General features: G+C 53.8%; 15 protein-coding genes and 2 pseudogenes. 11 read left to right on the top strand and 6 right to left on the bottom strand.

The annotated features are described in order from the left end of the window. Positions 1-7: 7 nt before the first annotated feature. The 6 genes from arsB (at position 8) to ACFO6X_RS13960 (ending at position 4,575) form a co-directional block, all read left to right on the top strand. On the top strand, positions 8-1,033 hold the full coding sequence (arsB, locus tag ACFO6X_RS13935) for an ACR3 family arsenite efflux transporter (protein WP_382434086.1): 1,026 nt from the start codon (positions 8-10) through the stop codon (positions 1,031-1,033). A gap of 149 nt (positions 1,034-1,182) precedes the next feature. Beyond that, on the top strand, positions 1,183-1,434 hold the full coding sequence (locus tag ACFO6X_RS13940; RefSeq protein ID WP_382434088.1) for a DUF2789 domain-containing protein: 252 nt from the start codon (positions 1,183-1,185) through the stop codon (positions 1,432-1,434). Then, positions 1,434-2,366 carry a cation diffusion facilitator family transporter gene (locus ACFO6X_RS13945; protein WP_382434090.1) on the top strand — a complete coding sequence of 311 codons (933 nt, stop codon included), beginning with the start codon at positions 1,434-1,436 and terminating at the stop codon, positions 2,364-2,366. Before ACFO6X_RS13940 ends, ACFO6X_RS13945 begins: the two co-directional genes overlap by 1 nt. 14 nt (positions 2,367-2,380) lie before the next feature. Next, positions 2,381-3,826 carry a permease gene (locus ACFO6X_RS13950; RefSeq protein ID WP_382434092.1) on the top strand — a complete coding sequence of 482 codons (1,446 nt, stop codon included), beginning with the start codon at positions 2,381-2,383 and terminating at the stop codon, positions 3,824-3,826. 30 nt (positions 3,827-3,856) lie between these two features. Next, on the top strand, positions 3,857-4,099 hold the full coding sequence (locus tag ACFO6X_RS13955) for a thioredoxin family protein (protein ID WP_382434094.1): 243 nt from the start codon (positions 3,857-3,859) through the stop codon (positions 4,097-4,099). Then, positions 4,096-4,575 (top strand): DUF2703 domain-containing protein, encoded by a 480-nt coding sequence (locus ACFO6X_RS13960; RefSeq protein WP_382434096.1) that lies wholly within the window; start codon positions 4,096-4,098, stop codon positions 4,573-4,575. The genes ACFO6X_RS13955 and ACFO6X_RS13960 overlap by 4 nt, the downstream gene beginning before the upstream one ends. Before the next feature lie 19 nt (positions 4,576-4,594). Here the strand turns inward: ACFO6X_RS13960 and alaS are convergent, their stop codons facing one another. Beyond that, the gene (gene alaS, locus ACFO6X_RS13965) at positions 4,595-7,222 is read right to left on the bottom strand and encodes an alanine--tRNA ligase (RefSeq protein WP_382434120.1); all 2,628 of its coding nucleotides are present in this window, start codon (positions 7,220-7,222) and stop codon (positions 4,595-4,597) included. 235 nt (positions 7,223-7,457) lie between these two features. On the opposite strand from alaS, the gene ACFO6X_RS13970 reads away from it, so the two are divergent. Beyond that, a complete protein-coding gene (locus ACFO6X_RS13970) occupies positions 7,458-8,942 on the top strand; it encodes an NAD-dependent succinate-semialdehyde dehydrogenase (RefSeq protein ID WP_382434098.1) in 1,485 nt (494 codons plus the stop codon). Positions 8,943-9,187: 245 nt separating this feature from the next. Here the strand turns inward: ACFO6X_RS13970 and ACFO6X_RS13975 are convergent, their stop codons facing one another. The 5 genes and pseudogenes from ACFO6X_RS13975 to ACFO6X_RS13995 form a co-directional block, all read right to left on the bottom strand. After that, positions 9,188-11,170 (bottom strand): CotH kinase family protein, encoded by a 1,983-nt coding sequence (locus tag ACFO6X_RS13975; RefSeq protein WP_382434100.1) that lies wholly within the window; start codon positions 11,168-11,170, stop codon positions 9,188-9,190. A 43-nt stretch (positions 11,171-11,213) separates the two neighbouring features. Beyond that, on the bottom strand, positions 11,214-11,465 hold the full coding sequence (locus tag ACFO6X_RS13980) for a DDE-type integrase/transposase/recombinase (protein WP_382434102.1): 252 nt from the start codon (positions 11,463-11,465) through the stop codon (positions 11,214-11,216). Positions 11,466-11,612: 147 nt separating this feature from the next. Then, a complete protein-coding gene (locus ACFO6X_RS13985) occupies positions 11,613-12,005 on the bottom strand; it encodes a cupin domain-containing protein (RefSeq protein WP_382434104.1) in 393 nt (130 codons plus the stop codon). A gap of 135 nt (positions 12,006-12,140) precedes the next feature. Continuing rightward, positions 12,141-12,945 (bottom strand): annotated as a pseudogene (locus ACFO6X_RS13990) (IS5 family transposase). 160 nt (positions 12,946-13,105) lie between these two features. Next, positions 13,106-13,405, bottom strand: coding sequence for a hypothetical protein (locus tag ACFO6X_RS13995; protein WP_382434106.1), 300 nt, complete (start codon positions 13,403-13,405; stop codon positions 13,106-13,108). Between the two features lie 1,087 nt (positions 13,406-14,492). Between ACFO6X_RS13995 and ACFO6X_RS14000 the strand changes: the two genes are divergently transcribed. The 4 genes and pseudogenes from ACFO6X_RS14000 to ACFO6X_RS14015 form a co-directional block, all read left to right on the top strand. Further along, complete coding sequence (locus ACFO6X_RS14000; protein WP_382434108.1) at positions 14,493-15,221, top strand: LuxR family transcriptional regulator; 729 nt, start codon at positions 14,493-14,495, stop codon at positions 15,219-15,221. Positions 15,222-15,272: 51 nt separating this feature from the next. Next, a pseudogene (locus ACFO6X_RS14005) lies at positions 15,273-15,803 on the top strand (DUF4347 domain-containing protein); the annotation flags it as partial. Between the two features lie 673 nt (positions 15,804-16,476). After that, positions 16,477-16,626: a hypothetical protein gene (locus ACFO6X_RS14010; protein WP_382434131.1), complete on the top strand. Its 150-nt coding sequence runs from the start codon at positions 16,477-16,479 to the stop codon at positions 16,624-16,626. Positions 16,627-16,682: 56 nt separating this feature from the next. Then, on the top strand, positions 16,683-20,910 hold a 4,228-nt coding region (locus ACFO6X_RS14015; protein WP_382434124.1), incomplete at its 3' end, for a beta strand repeat-containing protein.

The following is a 20,910-nucleotide window of genomic DNA, read 5'->3' on the forward strand; positions in this document are numbered from 1 at the left end:
CCAAGGCATGGGCTTATTTGAGCGTTTTTTGACCCTTTGGGTCGCCTTGGGCATTGGGGCTGGCGTTGCCTTGGGCCTGATGCTGCCCAGCCTGTTTCAAGCCATTGCGGCACTGGAAGTGGCCCAAGTCAATTTGGTGGTGGCCGTATTTGTCTGGGTGATGATTTACCCCATGATGATCCAAATTGACTGGGCTGCCGTCAAGGATGTAGGTAAAAAGCCGCAAGGCCTGGCGCTGACTTTGGCAGTCAACTGGCTGATCAAACCATTCACGATGGCGGCACTGGGGGTGGTGTTTTTTCAGTATCTGTTTGCACCGTGGGTAGATGCCTCATCGGCCCGTGAATACATCGCTGGCATGATTTTGCTCGGCGTAGCCCCCTGCACGGCGATGGTGTTTGTTTGGAGCCAATTGGTCAAGGGCGATGCCAATTACACGCTGGTGCAAGTTTCTGTCAATGACTTGATTATGGTGGTGGCTTTTGCGCCCATTGCTGCCTTTTTGCTGGGCGTGACCAACGTGACCGTACCTTGGGAAACGCTGTTGCTCTCGACCGTGCTCTATGTGGTGTTGCCGCTGCTGGCGGGCATGGCAACGCGCCATGTATTGCAGCAACGTTCGGCGCACGCCGTGGCCGATTTTGTCGCATGGATTAAGCCGTGGTCGGTTACTGGGCTGATTGCCACCGTGGTGCTGCTGTTTGGTTTTCAGGCAGAAACGATTGTGGCTAAACCGCTGGTCATTGCCATGATTGCCGTGCCCCTGATAGTGCAAAGCTACGGTATCTTTTTTATTGGCTGGTGGGGTGCGCGCTGGCTGCAACTACCGCATAACGTGGCCGGGCCTGCGTGCTTGATTGGCACCTCCAACTTCTTTGAATTGGCCGTGGCAGTGGCAATTTCTCTGTTTGGTCTGAACTCGGGTGCAGCACTGGCTACGGTGGTGGGCGTACTGGTGGAAGTGCCAGTGATGCTATCACTGGTGGCTTTAGTCAATGCTTGGCATCCACACAAAACTCAAGAAAACCGTTGACAAATCGGCCCGCCATGCTCGCTGATGCCCATGATAGGCATCGTTTTTGTCATGGGCATAGTCAACCGCTACTTTACCGATGCCTTCAACGGGGTTTATAACAAGACCGTGACACCATCTGAAATTTTCTTACCGTCAGGAGTTGCGTCATGGAAAACTCGGTTCATCGCTTCCACGATTTGTTCGCCCAGTTGGGCCTGCCTGCCGATACAGAGGGCATCAGTGCTTTTTTAGCCGCCCACCGTCCGCTTGATAGCCATGTTTCTTTGGCAGATGCCCCCTTCTGGAGTAGCGCCCAAGCCGCCTTCTTGCGCGAAGCCTTGTTGCAAGACTCCGATTGGGCCGAACTGGTCGATCAACTCAATGGGGCTTTGCGCGAGCCACCACGACAAGGTAGCTGATGGGTGCAGCACACAGCCATAGCAGCCACAGCCACGCCCCAGCCAACTTTAGCCGAGCGTTTGCCATTGGCATTGCGCTCAATTTGGCTTTTGTGGCTATCGAGGCCTTTTATGGCTGGAGCATCAACTCTCTGGCTCTGCTGGCCGATGCGGGGCACAACCTCAGCGATGTGGCCGGTTTGGTGCTGGCTTGGGCAGGGGCTTGGGCCGCCAAACTGCGCCCCAACAACCGCCACACTTATGGCTGGAAGCGTGGCTCCATCGTGGCAGCAGTCCTGAATGCCCTGCTGTTGCTGTTGGCCATGGGGGCTTTGGCTTGGGAAGCCATTGACCGTTTGGGCACACCCCAAGCCACTGAAGGCTGGGCCATCATTGCGGTGGCCGGGGTGGGTATTGTCATCAACACCGCCACAGCCTTGCTGTTTATGCGTGGGCGGGCCACAGATTTAAACATCCGTGGCGCTTTTTTGCACATGGTAGCCGATGCACTGGTGTCGCTAGGGGTGGTGTTGGGGGGCGGGCTTTATCTCTGGCAGGGCTGGAGCTGGATTGATCCAGTGATGAGTTTGGCGATTGCCGTGGTGATTGTGTGGGGCACTTGGGATCTGCTGCGGCAATCGGTGCATCTGCTGTTGGATGGCGTGCCCGAACGCATCGACACCACGGCAGTGCGCCAGCACCTGCTCGCACTGCCGGGCGTGACTGACGTACACGATTTGCATGTGTGGGCGCTGGGCACCTCCGAGGTAGCACTCAGCGCCCATGTAGTCTTGCAATCGTCCCAAACTGATGTAACAACCATACTGCACCAAGCAGAACATCTATTGCATACGCACTTCGACATCCACCATGCCACCTTGCAGGTAGAGCCCCCCGCTTACGCGCAGTGCTGTAATTTGCGTGTGGGTGTCGGTGGCTGTTGTGGTGTCTAAAAAAGGGAAATGTGATGGCGTACTTTCTGCAATTGCTTGAAGGTGGTGCAGGCAACTTGGCGGCCTATTTGGCAGCCCATGTGCTGTTGTGCCTGTTGCCTGCCTTCTTTATTGCTGGGGCTATGGCCGCACTCATTCCCAAAGCCAGCATCACACGCTGGCTAGGCCGCAATACACCAGTTCATATATCGTACCCAGCAGCGGCGGCAGCGGGCTCACTGCTGGCGGTCTGCTCTTGCACTATCGTGCCTTTGTTTGCCGGTATTTATCGCAAAGGGGCGGGTGTTGGCCCCGCCATCACTTTTTTGTTCTTTGCCCCAGCAGGGAACATCATGGCTCTGGCCTACACCGGCAGTATTTTGGGGCTGGAGTTTGCTGCTGCACGATTTGTGCTGTGTCTGCTGTTTGGCATGGGTATCGGGCTGCTCATGGCCATGCTGTTTTGGCGTGATGATGCCAGCCATGATGCCCAAACCGATGCCCTGTTTGCCGAGAAAGCCCGCGTGGGTTCTGCGGCCACCGGCCTGCTGCTATCGATGGTGGCACTGCTGATAGCTGGCACGCTCAAACTGTGGCCTTTAACCAGCACCCTGGGCACCATCACGTTGCCGCTGGCGTGGGCACAAGATTGGCAAGACACCTTGTTCCAATGGGTTCCCTACGATGCTGCGAAAGGCGAAGAAGGGGTCACTTTCCAAGGCTCGGTGTTAATTCTGCTGCTGTTGTTCATTGCCAGCACCGCTTGGCAGGGGCTAGAGAACATCATTGAAGGGGCCAACCGTTGGACATGGGTCACGTTGGGCCTGACCGCTGCCACGCTGCTGATAGCAGCCTTGCGCCTGACCCCCAACACCCAGGGGCTGGAATTGGCGCTGACCGGGCGCTTCTTTGGCGTGGGCCTGTGTTTGTGGGCCGTTTGGCATTACCTGCAAGCCTTGGAGGCGGATGACCGCCAAGCTTGGCTTTGGGAGGCTTGGCGCTTTGTGAAACAAATTTTTGGCCTGTTGGTCATTGGTGTTTTTATCGTTGGCATGGTGCGCCAAGTGATTCAACCCGAATGGATTGAAAGCTGGGCCGGCAGCAACACCATAGCGGCCAATATGGTGGCTGTGCTGTTTGGTGTGTTTATGTATTTCCCAACGCTGGTCGAAGTGCCAGTAGCCAAGATGTTTTTGGACTTGGGCATGCACCCAGGGCCATTATTGGCCTACCTGATGGCCGATCCAGAGTTAAGCCTGCAAAGCATTTTGATGGTGATAGCGGTGATTGGCCGCCCAAAAACCTTTGCCTATGTGGGGCTGGTGGCTATTTTCAGTGTGCTGGCTGGGCTTTCGTATGGGGCTTGGGTAGACGGCATAGCGTGGCAAACGCTGGCCTTGGGCTTGGCTATTTTTGTCACTATGTTGGCTGGCTTGTTGGTCTGGCTGCATCGCTTACAAGCAGCACGCACACCGCTATGAATGGTTTTTTCAACCCGCAAGGAGATTCTTATGTTGACTGTCAAAATCCTCGGCTCTGGCTGCTCTAACTGCCGCAAACTTGAAGCCGTGGCCCGCGAAGCGGCCACCGAGGCAGGCATTGAAGCCGAGTTTGTCAAAGTAACCGATATGCAGGCCATCATGGCCTATGACCTGCTCTCAACACCAGGGCTGGTTATCAATGAAAAGCTGGTTGCCAGCGGACGCATTCCAAACAAAGCCGATGTGCAGCAATGGCTGCAAACTGCCGTATGAAATCGCTGCCGATTGTCTGGCAACGCTTGGTCACCCCCGATGGGCAAACCTGTCAACGCTGCCACAGTACCCACCAGAACCTGCTGCAAGCCGTGGCCCAGTTAAAGACAGCACTGGCCCCACTGGGGTTGCAGCCAGTGTTAGACACCCAAGAAATCCCCTTAGACAGCTTCCGGACACAACCGGCCGAATCCAACCGCCTTTGGATTGGCGGCCAACCGTTGGAAACTTGGCTAGGTGCCGCTACCGGCCAAAGCAACTGTTGCGCTGCTTGCGAAGGCGCGCCCTGCCGAACCTTGGAATTGGCCGGACAATCTTACGAGGCCGTGCCAGAGGCCGTGATTGTGCAAGCCGCTCTGCTGGCTGCAGCTGCGATGTTGGGGGCAAGCACCACGCCAGCAGCGCAGGGCTGCTGTGGCCCGGCCCCGTCCGGCTGTTGCGGCTCCACTTCTCGCACCCTTGGGCAGACTACATAGCCTGCCCCTCAGTCAGCCATCAAAGGCGTTCAGCCACCCAAGCCTGCACGCTCGCCAACGCAGCGGGCAATTGGGCGGCGTTGGTGCCGCCAGCCATCGCCATGTCGGGCTTGCCACCACCCTTACCCCCCACTTGCTGGGCCACAAAGTTGACCAGCTCGCCAGCTTTGACTTTGCCCACACTGTCGGCAGTGACCCCAGCGGCCAGTTGCACCTTGTCGCCATCCACAGCGGCCAGCACGATAGCAGCCGTCTTGAGCTTGTCCTTGAGCTTGTCGAGGGTGTCACGCAGAGTTTTGGCATCGGCACCGGGCAGCACTGCGGCCAGCACTTTCAAGCCTTTCACATCGGTGGCTTGGGTGGCTAGCTCATCGCCTTGGCTAGAGGCCAGCTTGCCCTTGAGCGCCGCCACCTCTTTCTCTAGCGCCTTGATTTGCTCCAACGTCTGGGCGATGCGGCTGTTGACCTCTGTTGTAGGGGCACGCAAGGCCGATGCAGCTTGGGCTACGGCATCTTCTAATGCTTGCAGATAGGCCAGAGCGTTGTCGCCCGTCACGGCTTCGATGCGGCGCACACCTGCTGCCACGCCGCTTTCAGCGACGATCTTGAACAGACCAATATCGCCCGTGCGCTGCACATGGGTGCCGCCACACAGCTCGCGGCTGGAGCCGATGTCCAGCACGCGCACGGTTTCGCCATACTTTTCGCCAAACAGCATCATCGCGCCGGTTTTTTGTGCCGATTCAATGTCCATCACCCGCGCTTGGGCAGCGGCATTGGTCAAAATTTCTGCATTCACCAAGGCTTCAATCTGGCGAATTTCAGCATCCGTGACCGGCGCATTGTGGGCAAAGTCAAAGCGGGTGCGTTCGGCATTAACCAAACTGCCTTTTTGTTGCACATGGCTGCCCAGCACTTCGCGCAGGGCTTTGTGCATCAAGTGGGTGGCACTGTGGTTGCGTACGGTGGCGGCACGCAGCACAGTGTTCACTTGGGCGCAGACATGGTCGCCCACGTTGAGCGTGCCTTGCTCCAGTGTGCCGTGGTGGCCAAACACATCGGCCTTGATTTTGAGGGTATCGGCCACAGCAAACTGTGCCGAACCACTGGTAATACGGCCTTGGTCGCCCACTTGGCCGCCACTTTCAGCATAGAACGGTGTGGTATCGAGCACCACCACACCACTCTGGCCGGATTTGATTTCGGCCACGCTCACGCCATCGACATACAGGGCAACAATTTTGGCGGCCCCTTCTTGCACATGCTCGTAGCCGGTAAAGGTATTGCCTGCGCCCGTGTAATCGAGCGCCTTGTCCATTTTGAACTTGCCTGCGGCACGGGCCTGGGCCTTTTGCTTTTCCATCGCGGCAGCAAAACCGGCTTCGTCCACGGCCACGCTGCGCTCACGGCAGACATCGTTGGTCAAATCCAACGGAAAACCGAAGGTATCGTGCAGCTTGAAGGCGATCTCGCCAGGCAGCGTGTTGGCACCATCGGCCAAGGCCGCATCCAAAATTTCCATGCCGTTGGCCAAGGTCTCGTAGAAGCGTTCTTCTTCGGCCTTCAGTACCTCGGTAATGCGTTGCTGTTGGGCACGGATTTGCGGGTAAGCATCGCCCATGAGCTGTGCCAAGTCGGCTACCAGCTTATGGAAGAACGGGGTTTTTTGGCCCAGTTTGTAACCGTGCCGAATAGCGCGGCGCACAATGCGGCGCTGTACATAGCCTCGGCCTTCGTTGCTAGGGATGACACCATCGCTGACCAAAAAAGCCGTTGCGCGGATATGGTCGGCAATCACGCGCAGCGACTTGTGGCCCAGATCGGTGCAACCCGTTTCGCGGGCGGCCGCTTTAATCAGGGCATCAAACAGGTCAATCTCGTAGTTGCTGTGAACATGTTGCAAGATGGCAGCTAAACGCTCCAGCCCCATGCCGGTATCCACGCAAGGTGCAGGCAGCGGCGTGACCGAACCGTCTTCGGCCATATTGAACTGCATGAACACGTTGTTCCAGATTTCAATAAAGCGGTCGCCGTCCTCTTCGGGGCTGCCCGGAGGGCCGCCGGGAATGTGCTCGCCGTGGTCATAAAAGATTTCGGAGCAGGGGCCACAGGGGCCAGTGTCGGCCATCATCCAGAAATTGTCTGATTTGTAACGGGCACCCTTGTTATCGCCAATGCGAATCACGCGCTCTGGGGGCAGGCCAATTTCTTTAGTCCAAATATCGTAGGCTTCATCGTCTTCGGCATACACCGTGGCCAGCAGACGCTCTTTGGGCAGCTTGTAAACCTCGGTCAGCAGCTCCCAAGCCCATTTGAGACTTTCGCGCTTGAAGTAGTCGCCAAAGCTCCAATTGCCCAGCATCTCAAAAAAGGTGTGGTGGCGCGCGGTGTAGCCCACATTTTCCAAATCGTTGTGTTTGCCGCCCGCACGCAAGCACGCTTGCACCGAGGCCGCGCGCACATAGCTGCGCTTGTCAGTGCCCAAAAACACGTCCTTGAACTGCACCATGCCGGAATTGGTGAACATCAGCGTCGGGTCATTGCCCGGCACCAACGGGCTGGACGCCACAACAGTGTGCCCCTTGGAAGCGAAGAAATCCAAAAAGGTCTTGCGGATGTCGGCAACGGTAAAAATGGGTGTGCTCATGGGGTGTGTGAGGGGGTATTCAGGAGGGCAGGTCAACCAGCGCCCTACCCTTGGAGGATAGCCAGAGATTATAGATTTGGCCTTGCCTGCTAGGGTCACATCTGCATCGACCACCAAACCCGCCCGGCCAGTCAACAAAAGTATGAGCATGGGCGTGTCCTTGGGAAGCAAGGTTTTGGCTATTCTGCTTCAATCCCGTCTCACGCCTATCCCCCTTTTTCTGCACTCATTCTCCATGACAACTTCCCCCCTCGCCCTGCTCCAAGACCCCAGCTTGCTTCAAACCAACGCTCTGCTCAACGGCCAATGGGTGTGCGGCAGCGACCGCTTTGCCGTACACGACCCCGCCACTGGTGCCCTGTTGGCACAGGTTGCCAATCTGGGGCCACAAGAGGCCGAAGCCGCCATTGCAGCCGCAGCCGCTGCTTGGCCCGCATGGCGCAACACCACGGCCAAAGAGCGCAGCATGGTGCTGCGGCGTTGGTTTAATTTGCTCATGCAACACCAAGACGACTTGGCCCGCATCATGACCGCAGAACAAGGCAAGCCACTGGCAGAGGCCAAAGGCGAAGTCGCCTACGGTGCCAGCTTTGTCGAGTGGTTTGCTGAAGAAGCCAAACGCGTCAACGGCGAAACCTTGCCCCCATTCGACAATAACCGACGCCTGCTGGTACTCAAACAACCCATTGGTGTTTGCGCTGCCATCACGCCTTGGAACTTCCCCTTGGCCATGATCACCCGCAAGGTAGCTCCAGCACTGGCAGCGGGTTGCCCAGTGGTGATCAAACCGGCCGAACTCACCCCGCTAACGGCGCTGGCGGTGGCTGAACTGGCGCTGCGCGCAGGCATTCCGGCAGGGGTGTTGCATGTATTGACGGCTGACAGTGCCAACAGCATTGCCATTGGCAAGGTGCTGTGCGCCAGCAGCACCGTGCGCCACCTCAGCTTTACCGGCAGCACCGAGGTAGGCCGCATTCTGATGGCCCAATGTGCGCCTACCGTGAAGAAACTGGCGCTGGAACTGGGTGGTAATGCGCCTTTTATTGTGTTTGATGATGCAGACATTGACAGCGCCGTAGAAGGTGCCTTTGCCAGCAAATACCGCAATGCGGGCCAAACCTGCGTTTGTACCAATCGCTTCTATGTCCAAGATGGAGTCTATGACGCGTTTGTCAACAAGTTTGCCGCCAAAGTGCAGACGGCCAAGGTGGGCAATGGCTTTGACGAGGGTGTCAACCAAGGGCCGTTGATTGAAGAGGCTGCGGTGCAAAAAGTGCAGCGCCATGTGGAAGATGCCATCGCCAAAGGAGGACGGGTACTGACTGGCGGCCAACGCCTGTCTGGTTTGGGCAGCGGCCAGTTTTTTGCGCCCACCGTGGTGGCCGATGCTGCTGCCCACATGCTGTGTGCCAGCGAAGAAACCTTTGGCCCACTGGCACCCGTATTCAGGTTTCAAACCGAGCAAGAAGCCATCGAGGCGGCCAACGCCACCGATTTTGGTCTGGCCAGTTACTTTTACAGCCGCGACATTGGCCGAATTTTCCGTGTGGGTGAGGCCTTGGAATATGGCATGGTGGGTGTCAATGTGGGCCTGCTCGCCACTGAACACGTACCGTTTGGTGGTGTCAAGCAATCTGGCTTGGGCCGAGAAGGCTCCCACCACGGCATAGATGATTATCTAGAGATCAAATATTTGTGCTTGGGGGACATACAGTCTTGACTCTATTATTTATTTTTTTCTAATTTCATACCATCTCCCTTGACCGCTAAAGCTTGTGATGTACGCGGTGGTGATCCGTTTTAGGGCGGCAGGGAAAAATCCCGTGCTTTATTACGGACATCGGAGGGGGATGGCATGCGGAACATGATGGGAAAGTTACCCTTGTCCAGCACCCTCCGAGTTCATAAAAGGCTCTAGGCTTTACTGCCTTGGGCTACCGCTGATCTGCTATGGTAAGTTATCGATCACTGCTGCACGATTTGACTTCCCCTGACCACAAAAGTGAGCACACCAAAATAGCGATTATTTGCCGATTCCGTAACATCAAACGCTTCTTGGGTGTTTCCTTTGCTGTCAGTAGCAAATACCTTCAAATACCAGGTTCCATCAGGGAGCATTGGCACCAGCCATTGGTTCTCGGTCAGATCGTTTTGCATCTTGACACTGGAGAAGTCGGGGTTTGCCGAGATCATTGCGGTATAACGAACCGGGTCGCCCTGTAAATCGACCGATTGACCCCAGTTCAACTGAATTTGATTGCCTTGGCTGGTAGCCGACTGCCAGAAAGGCATCGGGTTTTCCAACGTACTGGTGAAGTTGGTGAGATTCGTTTGAATCACTTTGGCGATTCGGGTGCGTTCGGCATCCCATTCGCTGCTTGCAGCATTGCTGACAAGTGGGAGATGGTCGAGATCTGGAGAAGTGGTAATCGATGGCTCAACCAATGGCCGATAAGCATCCATCTTGGCCTTGATTTTGGCTTCGGTTAGGTAACGATCGGCAAGCTCATTCACCATTGCCACCAGTTCAGCCCGGTGCTGAGGATCGCTCAAAAATCGCTGGTGCAGGGGAACGCCCCACCAATTGGCTACGGTTTTCTGGTAGGCTGCATAAAGCGGGCCGGCGGCCCTTTGGCTCGGTTGGTCTTCAAAGCCAAAGGCGCCGTCATAATCCCAGGGCAAGAAGTAGAACTTGTCGTTGGCCTTGGGTTGGTAAAGCGCGAAGTTCTGGTTGATGGTGTCCCGGTTACCCATCAAGATGCTTGTGGCTAACCAGGTCAGGTAATTTTTCCGATCGAAGTATTGAGTGAATACGGTATCGAAGTCCGTGCTCGCATCATTGACCGCGTTGGTCATAGCAATCAGTTTTTCATGATTCCCGTTATCAGCCTCCAGACTTAACACCTTTTCGAATTCGGTTTTATTGAGCGGCTTACCGTTGCCGTCTAGGGCGAGCTTTGGACTCAAGCGGAAGTCGAAATCCTCAGCCTTGTAAATATTGCCATCAGTGGGCAGACCACGTTTGCTAAGGTACTCCTTGCCCATTTTTTCGACGTGGGTAAAAAGTCCGAAGTCTCCGGTGGCGTAACTGACTCCACTGGCGTTCTTGTTGGTGATGCCAATGCGGACGAATTGGGTGCGCAAGCTGGGAATGTGTGGAATGTCTCGAAACAGGTCAAAAGCCAGTTTGTTGCGCATCCGGGTCAGGTCATACGGATGTTTGTTGAACTGCAAGGTTTTTTCATTGCGCCAGGCTGCGGCATCATTGGCCAGTTTGATCCGGTAGGATTTCTGCGCTGCGAGGCGTGAACTATGGCCACGTAAGCGCAGCGTGGCGTTGGTAGCCTTGCCATCATCGGGATAGCCATCGACGATGAAGTGAGCGGCCACTTCTGGAACGATCGCGTCGCTGTCATCCACATCGGCATTCACGTCGGCAAAAGTATAAGTCCCGTCAACCGTGACCACGGTTGCGCTCAATACTTTCGCTTCTTCGACCGCATAGACGGTGGGGTCGTCTTTGACGTAGGGCGATTCTTCCACCGCTACTTCGATCACCGATGCCGGATCTAGCCTAAAGACACTGAGGTCGGTGGAACTCAGTGCAACCTGAAAGGCACGGGTGACGCTGCCGTTGGCATACTCTAAATAGGGGATGTTCAGCTTGAAAGCACCGTTTACCTCAGCGATCGTGGTGGCGTTCACCGCCGGAGTGACCGTGCTCACGCTACCAACCGAACTCGGCTCCAACTGAAAGAGTCCGCCATCGCTGGTGGTCAACGCCATCCGGAATCCTTGTTTGCTGACACCGCCGTTGTATTCCAGATAGGGAATGCTGAGTCGAAAGCCGTTTTGAGCAGCGGTAAAGAAAGGAAACTCCTGGCTACCGGCCAAGGCCGGCAGCAGGAGAGAAGCTGCGCAACAAAGTTGTTTAATCGAATGGGTCATATTGATTCAATGATTGGTTCTGTCGTAATAAGGTCGGTGGCGGTTATGAGGCCAAGTGGTAGAACTGCTCAGCGGTTGAAATGCTGTCCCTCATCTCACAGTTCATCTGCCCCTTGGCAATCATGTGCATGGTCTTAATACCGGCTATCAGGTGCCTTGCTGTATAAAACGACTTCCATCCTAGCATCGGTCTGAGCCGATGCTGGATTGCTCGGTGCGCCTGCTCCTGCTCCACGGGGTTGCTCAGGCACTGGGGGGATTGGCGTTGCTCTCTCTGTAGGCTGCCGTCTTGCATCCACCCTCGCACTGCACCACCTCGGGCACTGAGGAGGCGCCAACATCTGAGAAAGTGGGAGAATCCAGCCACCAGTTCAAGCAAGACGATGTCAATGGTGGCTGCAAAGAATTCACTGCACGGGTACACCGATGCCAGTGATCCGTTCTACATGGATGGCTGCCATGGCCCCGAAACAAATACGGCCTCATCTTCTCCGGGCCAAGGGGGCATCGTTACTGCAACAGCAGACACAGATTCCGACGCAGATGCACGGAATTGAAAATGTGTACCCAAGGGGATCGTGAGACAGACACCGGGCTGTAGGGCAATGATCTCCTCCCGGTCACCTTGTTTGCGCCACATGTCGCCACGGCCTGTCAGAACGAACCACACTTCCTCCACCGTGCGATGGGCCACAGCCTTGGCGACTTTGCCTGCAGCTAGCTCAAAATGTGCCATGCCGCCACCAGACAGGCCAAGCAAGACCCGCACATCGGAGCCATCGGGAGCCGTGATGGTGGGGTCGGTAGGCAGATGCAGGGTGGAAAACGGGTTCATTGCGTGCCAAAACAGGAGAAGACAACCTCACCAGAGGCGAGGGTTTCTAGAAATAAAAAGGCCCTGTATCACAAGACCACAGAACCTAGCCTCATCACCAATAAGAGGCTGAGAGAGGAATCCATCTAGAGCGTATTATGAACTCCCAGCAGCAGCCAATATCTGGCTCGCCGCTAGCAACATCAGCACCACAAACACCAAAAAGTGCAAACACCTGCAGCAACCGCTCGTAGTCTCTCGCTCACCGGCGAAACCTCGCCAGCCAGCCCAAGCTGCGCTCCACCACCCAACGCTTAGGCAACAATACAAAGCCCTTCTTTGCCTCTGGCAACCTCACGATTTCCAACTGCACTCCATGTCCTTGGGCATCACTGCGCGCTTTGTCTCCCGTATAGCCCTGATCGGCCCACGCTAACTTCACTGTCTCCCCCGTGACCTACTGCACAGCCTCACACAGCACCTGCACCTGCGCGCGTTCCTGTTCATGGGCGGGTGTCACATGCAAGGCCAGCAAATGCCTCAGCGTATCGACTGCCATGTGAACCTTGCTGCCACGCCTGCACTTATAACGGTCATAACCGGCCCGAGGGCTGCTCTCACAGCTCGATTGCAGAGTGCGTCCATCCAGAATCACCGTACTGGGCTGGCCTTGTTTGCCTTGAGCGACACAAATGATGGAGCGCAGAGCTGAGGCCATCGCGTCAAAGCAACCGGCCTGCAGCCAGCGGCGTGTTTGCTGGCATACCACCTCCCAGGGAGGCAGATCATTGGGCAGCATGCGCCAAGGGGCTCCAGCACGCACGAGCCAGCGCAGGGCGTTAAAGACTTCGCGTAGATCGTAGTGACGTTGGGGCGCCTCGATGGTGATCAGTGCCAAATACGGTAGAGCGAAATCCCATTCCTCGTCACGGACATCGGTGGGGTAGGGTTTGCGGGACATGGCCACAATTTACCCCGATGCCAGACCAAGTCTGAGTTCATAACACGCTAGCCTAGCTAGTGCTATGCCGGGACTACTGTCTGAGGGCTGCCCAGCTCAGTGAATCGGTTCAATATCGTTGCCCAGATATGCAAATCGCTGAATTGGCGCTCGCAGATGTTCAATTTTCTCCACGTTGGTTCAGTTCAGTATCTTGTTGACTTAATATATCAATAAATGGATGGGTTTGAAAAATTATTTCTTTTGCGCATAAATAAACAGTTATTTCAATGAAATCTTCTATTCCTATGCCTCGGAATTTTGCCGCAGTTTCGATTATTTTATAATCATTTGGATGCAATTTAAGATTTATACATATGTTTTTATGCGTACTGTGAGAATTATCATACACCCCACATGATTTAGCTTGCAGGCCATTATTTTCTGATATTATTGATTGTTTCTGGCTTGATAAACTCATGAATTATATAAATAGATTGTTGAAGAATGATATTTAGTACCTGACTCATTAAATAATTCATTAGCATCGGTAAATATGCCGTTTCCGCCAAAATTTAGAATAAAAATCAGTGGTAATTAGCTTATTTCTCGATGATATCTATCAGATTGAGCCCCGTGCTATAGTCCGACAGACAAGTTCAACGGAAAAAATACCCCGCCAGTCATTCTTCGCGCATTCGGTTGTTGAGGTTATGGTGCATGCTGGCGTTATCCATCACCGCAAATGTCCGTTTATACGAATCGCTGTAGTGTGTCGGCTTGTCCAGAAACTCCGTATAGTGCCTGTGGTCTTGACCCCGTAACCTAGCTCAATGCCTTCAGCACGTTGATGCGCCTGTGACTGCGACTAGCATCCATCCAATCGAGCTAGTAGTCCATATCTGTCTTGTCCGTACATAACATCCACTTGTCTATCAAGGGCTGCTTGCTTAATACGTACCATGCCCTCGGGTCTGTAGGTTTTGGTCTAGCTGTACAGCATTTGGTTGTTCAATTAAAGCAATTCGTAAATGTTCGCCATTTTGTGGCCCAATTGCAAAACCTGCAGGCCTAGGGTACGGTGACGATAGTCTGCATGGTGATGGTGTGCGGCCATCTGTTTTTGGCTCTTACAGTGCGGCCGTGTTTCGTGTGTATCCAGAGGATTGCCTGGTAGTTTCGAGGGACATAAGGGGTCACTTGCAGGCATTACTGTTGTCTGACGGGCATGAGTGATGGCGGCAGGTAAACCCGCCGGGGTGGGTGCAGTGTCGGTTGCGGTGCGGAATTATCACGCCAATCAAAAAGTTCACAGCAGTTTTAATTTGGTACTTTTTGCCTGAAATGAGCCAAAAAAATTGTTTTTCTGGTGACTGAGCAGACGAATTTCTTAGACGTAAAGTCAGAAATTTAAATGTAGCAAGAAAATTAGAAACATGCTACTGCGTCTTTTGACAGGTCAATGATCTTTCCATGATCCAGAGGATCATTTTTGTCCTACTGTCACAAGTGACAGTTTTCTTTAGTGGTTTTTTTCATGACAATTCATCTAGATCTGAGGATAAATAATGGATATGTCTATCTATGAGTCTATGCTGCGCGTCTTGAACGCAACATCGGTGGAGCAGCTCAAGGAGCAAACTCAGCAAGTGATTGAAATGCTCGGATTCAAGCACTACATGTACCTGTTAAGCCAACAAGATGACATGCAGCAGGATAATTTTCGATTGTTCTCTGTCGCTACCTATCCAGATGCATGGCTAAATCGATATTTAGAAATGGATTATCATTTGGTTGACCCAACTGCGAGGCATATTCGTGAACACCACTACCCATTGCCTTGGTCTAATGCTACGTTTTCTGAAGCAAAAGCAAGGAAAATGTATGAAGAAGCAAAGCAATTTGGTATTTCTGCTGGAGTGACATGCCCAATTGTGACGCAACAAAAAGATCTTGCTGGCTTTGGATATTCAAAACCAGGGGATGCTGATAAGTTATTTGAAGAATCAGTAAAATCATTGGCTTGCGGCCATTTGCTTGGTTGTTATATGCATGAGGCCGTTATCCGTTTGCTGAATATTAAGCCAAAGCCACACCATGCAGAGCTTAGCCCACGTGAAATCCAATGCCTTAATTTATCGGCACAAGGATTTGCTGATGCTGAAATTGCATGGCGGCTAGATGTAAATACTCGAACTATACGGTTTCACTTAAAAAATGTACGTCAAAAATTAGGTGCAAATACGCGATTGCAGATGATATCTCGTGCAATTGAATTAAATATTATTGGACTCTAGATTAGACTCTAAATAATTAATTTAATTTATTTTTAGAATTGGGATTCAAAAATGTTATTCTCTGTTGACAAAAAAGAAAAAGACTATTTTTCAGGCTCCACTGATGACAAAGAACACAATGAATTGGTATTTGTGTTTGATGATTTAAATGAATGGGGAGGTTTGGTTGATTCCATATCCTCCAAGACAGATCTAGTTGTTATTAATGCAAAAAACAATGGACTGCTGGAAATTTCAAACTATCTTTCATCAAGAGAAATTCATAGTTTAGATGCTATTCATATACTAAGTCATGGTGATTCTGGTGAAATTCAGTTCGGCGCTATAAAGTTGAAATCAGAAAATCTCGAAATTAATTCTTCAGCGTTAGAAAAAATTGCTTCTTATTTGAGAAAAGATGGTGACTTGTTGCTGTACGGCTGCAAGGTGGCAGATGGAATCACTGGGGTTGATTTCATTGAAAAACTGGCAAAACTAACATCTACCGATGTTGCAGCATCTGAAAATCTGACAGGTGGCCGCACATCCGGTGGAGACTGGGTGCTGGAGAGGTCAACGGGGAAAATTGATAGCCGAGCGTTAGCGTTCAGCAGCTATGAGTATGTTTTAGCCAATGGCGATTTCATTGTTGGCGATGGCTCAGGCGGCGGTGGCGGTGGTGCGGCTGGAGGTAAGAATGGCGGAGCTGGTGGTGCAGGTGGAGGTGACGCTGACACACTGACTGGCACAGCAGGCAATGACGTCATCTTTGGGGACGGCTCAGGTGGTGGCGGCGGTAGTTATGGTGGCAGCTCAACCAGTGTAGGTATTGGTGGATTAGGTGGTGAAGGCTCTGACTCAATCCACGGTGGCGCTGGTAACGATATCTTGTTTGGTGATGGGTTTAATGGTGGAGCAGGTAAAACAGATACTCAAGGTGGCTATGGCGGTTATGGTGGGGGAGGCGGCGGTGGTGCATTTGGACCTGATAACCCGAATGCCAAAGGAGGAATTGGTGCTGGAGGTGGCGCTTCTGGGGGAGGGCCATCTTGGGCCGCAGCCAATGCAGGATCAGGTGGAATCGGTGGTGGTGGTGGTGGCGCAGCAGGTGAAGGTGCCACTGTAGGTGCAAATGCCTCCATAACTTTGGCAGCATCAGGAGGATCGGCTCTACAGGATAGTACTTACGTGTCCACTTTTGGTGGTGGTGGTGGCGGTGGTGGTTACTTTGGGCAAGGGGGGGCAGCTGGTTCTTCTTCAGCCGCAGCTGGTGGAAATGGCTATTCCAGTAGTGCTGGCACGAATAAAGGTAAAGGCGGTACAGGAGGTGCTAATAACAATTCTGGTGGTGGTGGGGGGGGAGGCTTCGGTAACGGAGACGGAGGAGACGGTGGATCTGGTGGAAATGGTGTTGATGGGGCTGTAGGTGATACTGCTGTTTATCGTTTCACTGATAACAATGGTGCAATCTACACCCAAGTTATGACAGATTTGGTGAACGGGAAAATCACGTCGTTACTTAGTGCTGCGGGGAGTGGGAATGACACCCTAGATGGCGGTGCTGGCTCTGATCAGCTAATCGGCATGGGGGGATCCGATGTTTTTCAGGCCGAAATTAATGATGCAGGTGGTAACGACATTGATACCATTTTAGATTTTAAGCAGGGCATCGACAAGATAAAGCTACTCATCAATAGTAACGCCGTTTCGAGTGCTACGCTCAGCGGATTATTAGCTGATCAAATCACATCTGGCACAGGCAATTCAGATCGATCGGTGATACTAGATGATGGGAATGGGCATAAAGTAACCATCTTAGTGAAAAATATAGGTCAAAACTTAACTTCTGATGATTTTGTTACCGGTACAGGATCTTTTGGGCCACCTGTCCCTAGTGTGACTTTGGGAGCTTCAGCTACTAGCATTACGGAATCAGCTGGCATTTCCACAATCACCGCCACCCTGAGCGCAATTGCTTCAACAGACACTACGATTACTCTGAGCCAGAGCGGTATAGCCAGCAGTTCTGGGGTCGATTACACCCTGGGTAGCAGCACCATTACGATCTTGGCAGGCGAGACTACAGGAACCACCACGGTGGTAACTGTGCCAGATGCACTGAACGAAGCAGATGAAACAGTAATCCTTGAAATCACCACGGTCACGGGGGGAGGAGGAGCAACCGAAAGCGGCACTCAGCAAGCTACCATCACTATTATGGATGACGATCCGCTGCCTAGCTTGTCGATCGTTAACGCCAGCCTGACGGAAGGCCACAGCGGCAGCAGCAACATGACTTTTACGGTCACATTGGGCGCAGCCTCGGGCAAGACCGTGACGGTGGACTACGCCACCAGTGACAACGCCAGTGCCACGGCAGTGACAGATTACACCGCCAGCAGTGGCACCCTGACCTTTAATCCCGGCGATACCAGCAAGACCTTCACTGTGCCGGTGCTGGGCGATACCACACAGGAGGGCAATGAAACATTCACCGTTACGTTATCCAACGCAACCAATGCCACCATTGGCACAGCCACAGCTACGGGCACCATCAACGACGATGAAAATGCCAGCCCCGTTCTCGATTTAAACGGTTCTGGCACAGCAGGCACAGGCAACACCATCACGCTGGCCAATGCCGCCAATGGCCTGGTAAGCGCCGCTGCCGTTGTCAGCGATGCTGAATTGGATGCCAGCAATTGGAACAACAGCACTTTGAGCGTGCATCGTGTCAAAGCCGGTGGCATGGCCGATGGCTGCGCCCATGATGTGTTTGGTTTTACCTCAGGAGCCACCTTCACCGTCACGGGTGGCCCAATGGCCCAAGGCACTAACAGCAATGGCACTTTGACCTCGGGAGGAAGCGCATTTGCTTCGTGGACTTACACCAGCTCTACGGGCTCGCTCGATATCAGCTTCAATGCCAACGCCAGCAGCAGTTTGGTGCAAGACGTGGTGCGCCATGTGGGGTACAGCAACACCCGGCCTTATGGCGATGCCATCATCCGTATGGCGTTGAATGATGGCAGCAGCACTGCCAACGCCGATGTGACGGTGACCAGCAATATCATTCACGTCGATCAAACCGTGTTGGATGCTGACAGTGATGCGGCCGATGGTTTCAACTTGAAAGAAGCATTGGCTATTGCCAAAAACGGTGACAGTATTTTGATTCACGATGGCACGTACCGGGGTCAGTTTGTCGCTACCAAGGCCGTGACCATTGATGCGCTTGGAGGTGCCAGTGGTAGTGTCACGCTGGAGGCACCGGACACAGCCGATCTGGTCAAGTCTGCACAGGACTTTTTGAGCAACAACGGGCGCTGGCGCATGCCCGTGTTAGATTTGCAAACCAGCACACCAAGTTCAGGCACTGTAACGGTCAAAAACATCACCGTGGATGGGCGCTATCAGGCGGTGGTAGACGGGGATGCCGCGAACAAAGACTTGGTGGGTATTGGTGTGTTCAATACTAACGCGGTCATTGACAAAGTTACTGTCAAGAACATGGCTGATAGCAGCAGCGGTGCGTATGCCGACACCGATGAGAATTTTGGCATCGTGGCCGAGGCTGATGCAGCCCTGAGCACACCGGTCACTGTCACTGTTCAGAACTCCACGCTCCAGACCTTCCAACGTACCGGTATCATTGCTTGGGGAGCCAAACTGCACGCCAACATTCTGGACAACACTTTCACAGGAACGGGGGTCAGCAGCCTGACCGTGCAAAACGCCATCCAAATTGGCTCATTCAATTCAGACCGGATGGGCACCACCGGCACAGTGACAGGTAATACATTCACAGGGCTGGATACCGCCAACGCCAATGGGTATCTGTCGTCGGGTGTGGTGCTGTCCAATGCTGGAGTAGTTGAAATTGCCAACAACAACTTTGGGGCTGGCGCACGCGAAGAGACTGCCAATCAGACTGCTGGCGTGACCGTCATGACACCCTTGGCTGGCGTGAATATCCACGACAACATTTTTGCCAATCTGGCCTACGGCATTAGCTTCGAACACTATGGCAGTACAACATTGGGGTTGGCTCATCAGGTCAGCAACAATAACTTTACAGACACCCAGCAGGCCATTGATTTTTATCTTTCACCATCATCGATAACAACCACCAATAGACTGACCATAACGCAGGCGAGCACAGTGCCAACCAACGCTAGCGGGAAGCTGGTCTTTGTGCTTCAGGACAATGGAGACAGCTTCACTGACACGGGTATTGCACCTAGCCAAGTGACGGGCGGGACAGGTACCGACACAATCAACAGTGGCAGTGGCGATGACACGTTGATTGGTGGCGCGGGTGACGATAGCTTGACGGGGGGCAGCGGCAGCGATGTCTTCAAGTATGAGGCGACTAGCAACGATATAGATACCATCACCGACTTCAGCACCGGTGATGCCATCCAAGTGGTGGGGCGGGCCTCCACAGGTGGGCTGGTGACCACAGGCACAGGCACAGCCGTTGCAGCGAATTCTGTACAGACCACTACCACCAGTGGTGTGACTACCCTCTACATTGATGCTGATGGCGTGGATGATGCGCCAGAAGTAGAGATCAAGCTCACGGGCACTTTCGCCCCCGAAGAATTTATCCTTGATGGTGAGTTCATTCGCCTTACAGCTCGCGTCCCCACCATCACCAGCGCTACCTACAATGCCAGCACGGGCGTGCTCACGATCACCGGCACCAACCTCACCAGCGGCAATGCCGTCGATGAAACCAAATTGACCATCACCGGCGAAGGCGGCAGTACCTACGCCCTGACCGAGACCGGTGCAATTACCGCCAGCAGTGCCACCAGCATCTCTATCATCCTCAATGCCACGGACAAAGCAACGCTCAACCAGATTTTGAACAAGGCAGGTACCGGTTCTACCGGTGGTACCACCTTCAATCTAGACGCTGCCGCAGACTGGCACGGAACAGGGAACGCCGACCCCAGCAACGCCCTGACTGTCAGCAACGTCCCTGCCCCCACCCTGACCAGTGCCACCTACAACGCCAGCACTGGCACGCTGGCTGTCACGGGTACCGGCCTGCTCAAACGCTCCGGCGCTACCAATGACATTGATGTCAGCAAATTGACCATCACCGGTGACAGCACCGCCTACACGCTCACTTCCAGCAGTGTCGAGATCACCGATGGCACCAGCTTTAGCGTCACCCTCAATGCTACCGACAAAACAGCATTGGCAACCGTGCTCAACAAAAATGGCAGTAGCAGCACGGGCAACATCAGCTACAACCTGGCGGGGGCCGAAGACTGGGCAGCCGGTGCCGAAGCGGAGACCACGGTGGCCGATCTCGTCGACAACAGTATCACGGTGTCAGGCATCAGTGCAGGGGGTGGGGGCGGGGGTGATCCAGCCCCAGCTCCAGCTCCAGCTCCAGCTCCAGCTCCAGCTCCAGCTCCAGCTCCAGCTCCAGCTCCAGCTCCAGCTCCAGCTCCAGCTCCAGCTCCAGCTCCAGCTCCAGCCCCGGCTCCAGCGCCCAACACCGAAACTGTCGATGGCACGACAGTACAAACACAGACCAGCACCCAAACAGGCAGCGATGGTCAAACCACCACCACCACGACCCAAACCATTGCCCCTGTCAGTGACAGCCGCGCCGAAGACCCCAACACCCCCAATGGCGCGCTGGCCGATATCCCACTGGTCAAGAACAGTAGCGGTGAACCGCTGCTGCAAG

Origin of the sequence: Giesbergeria sinuosa (genome assembly GCF_042652905.1) — a bacterium.
Taxonomy (GTDB): Bacteria; Pseudomonadota; Gammaproteobacteria; order Burkholderiales; family Burkholderiaceae_C; genus Simplicispira; species Simplicispira sinuosa.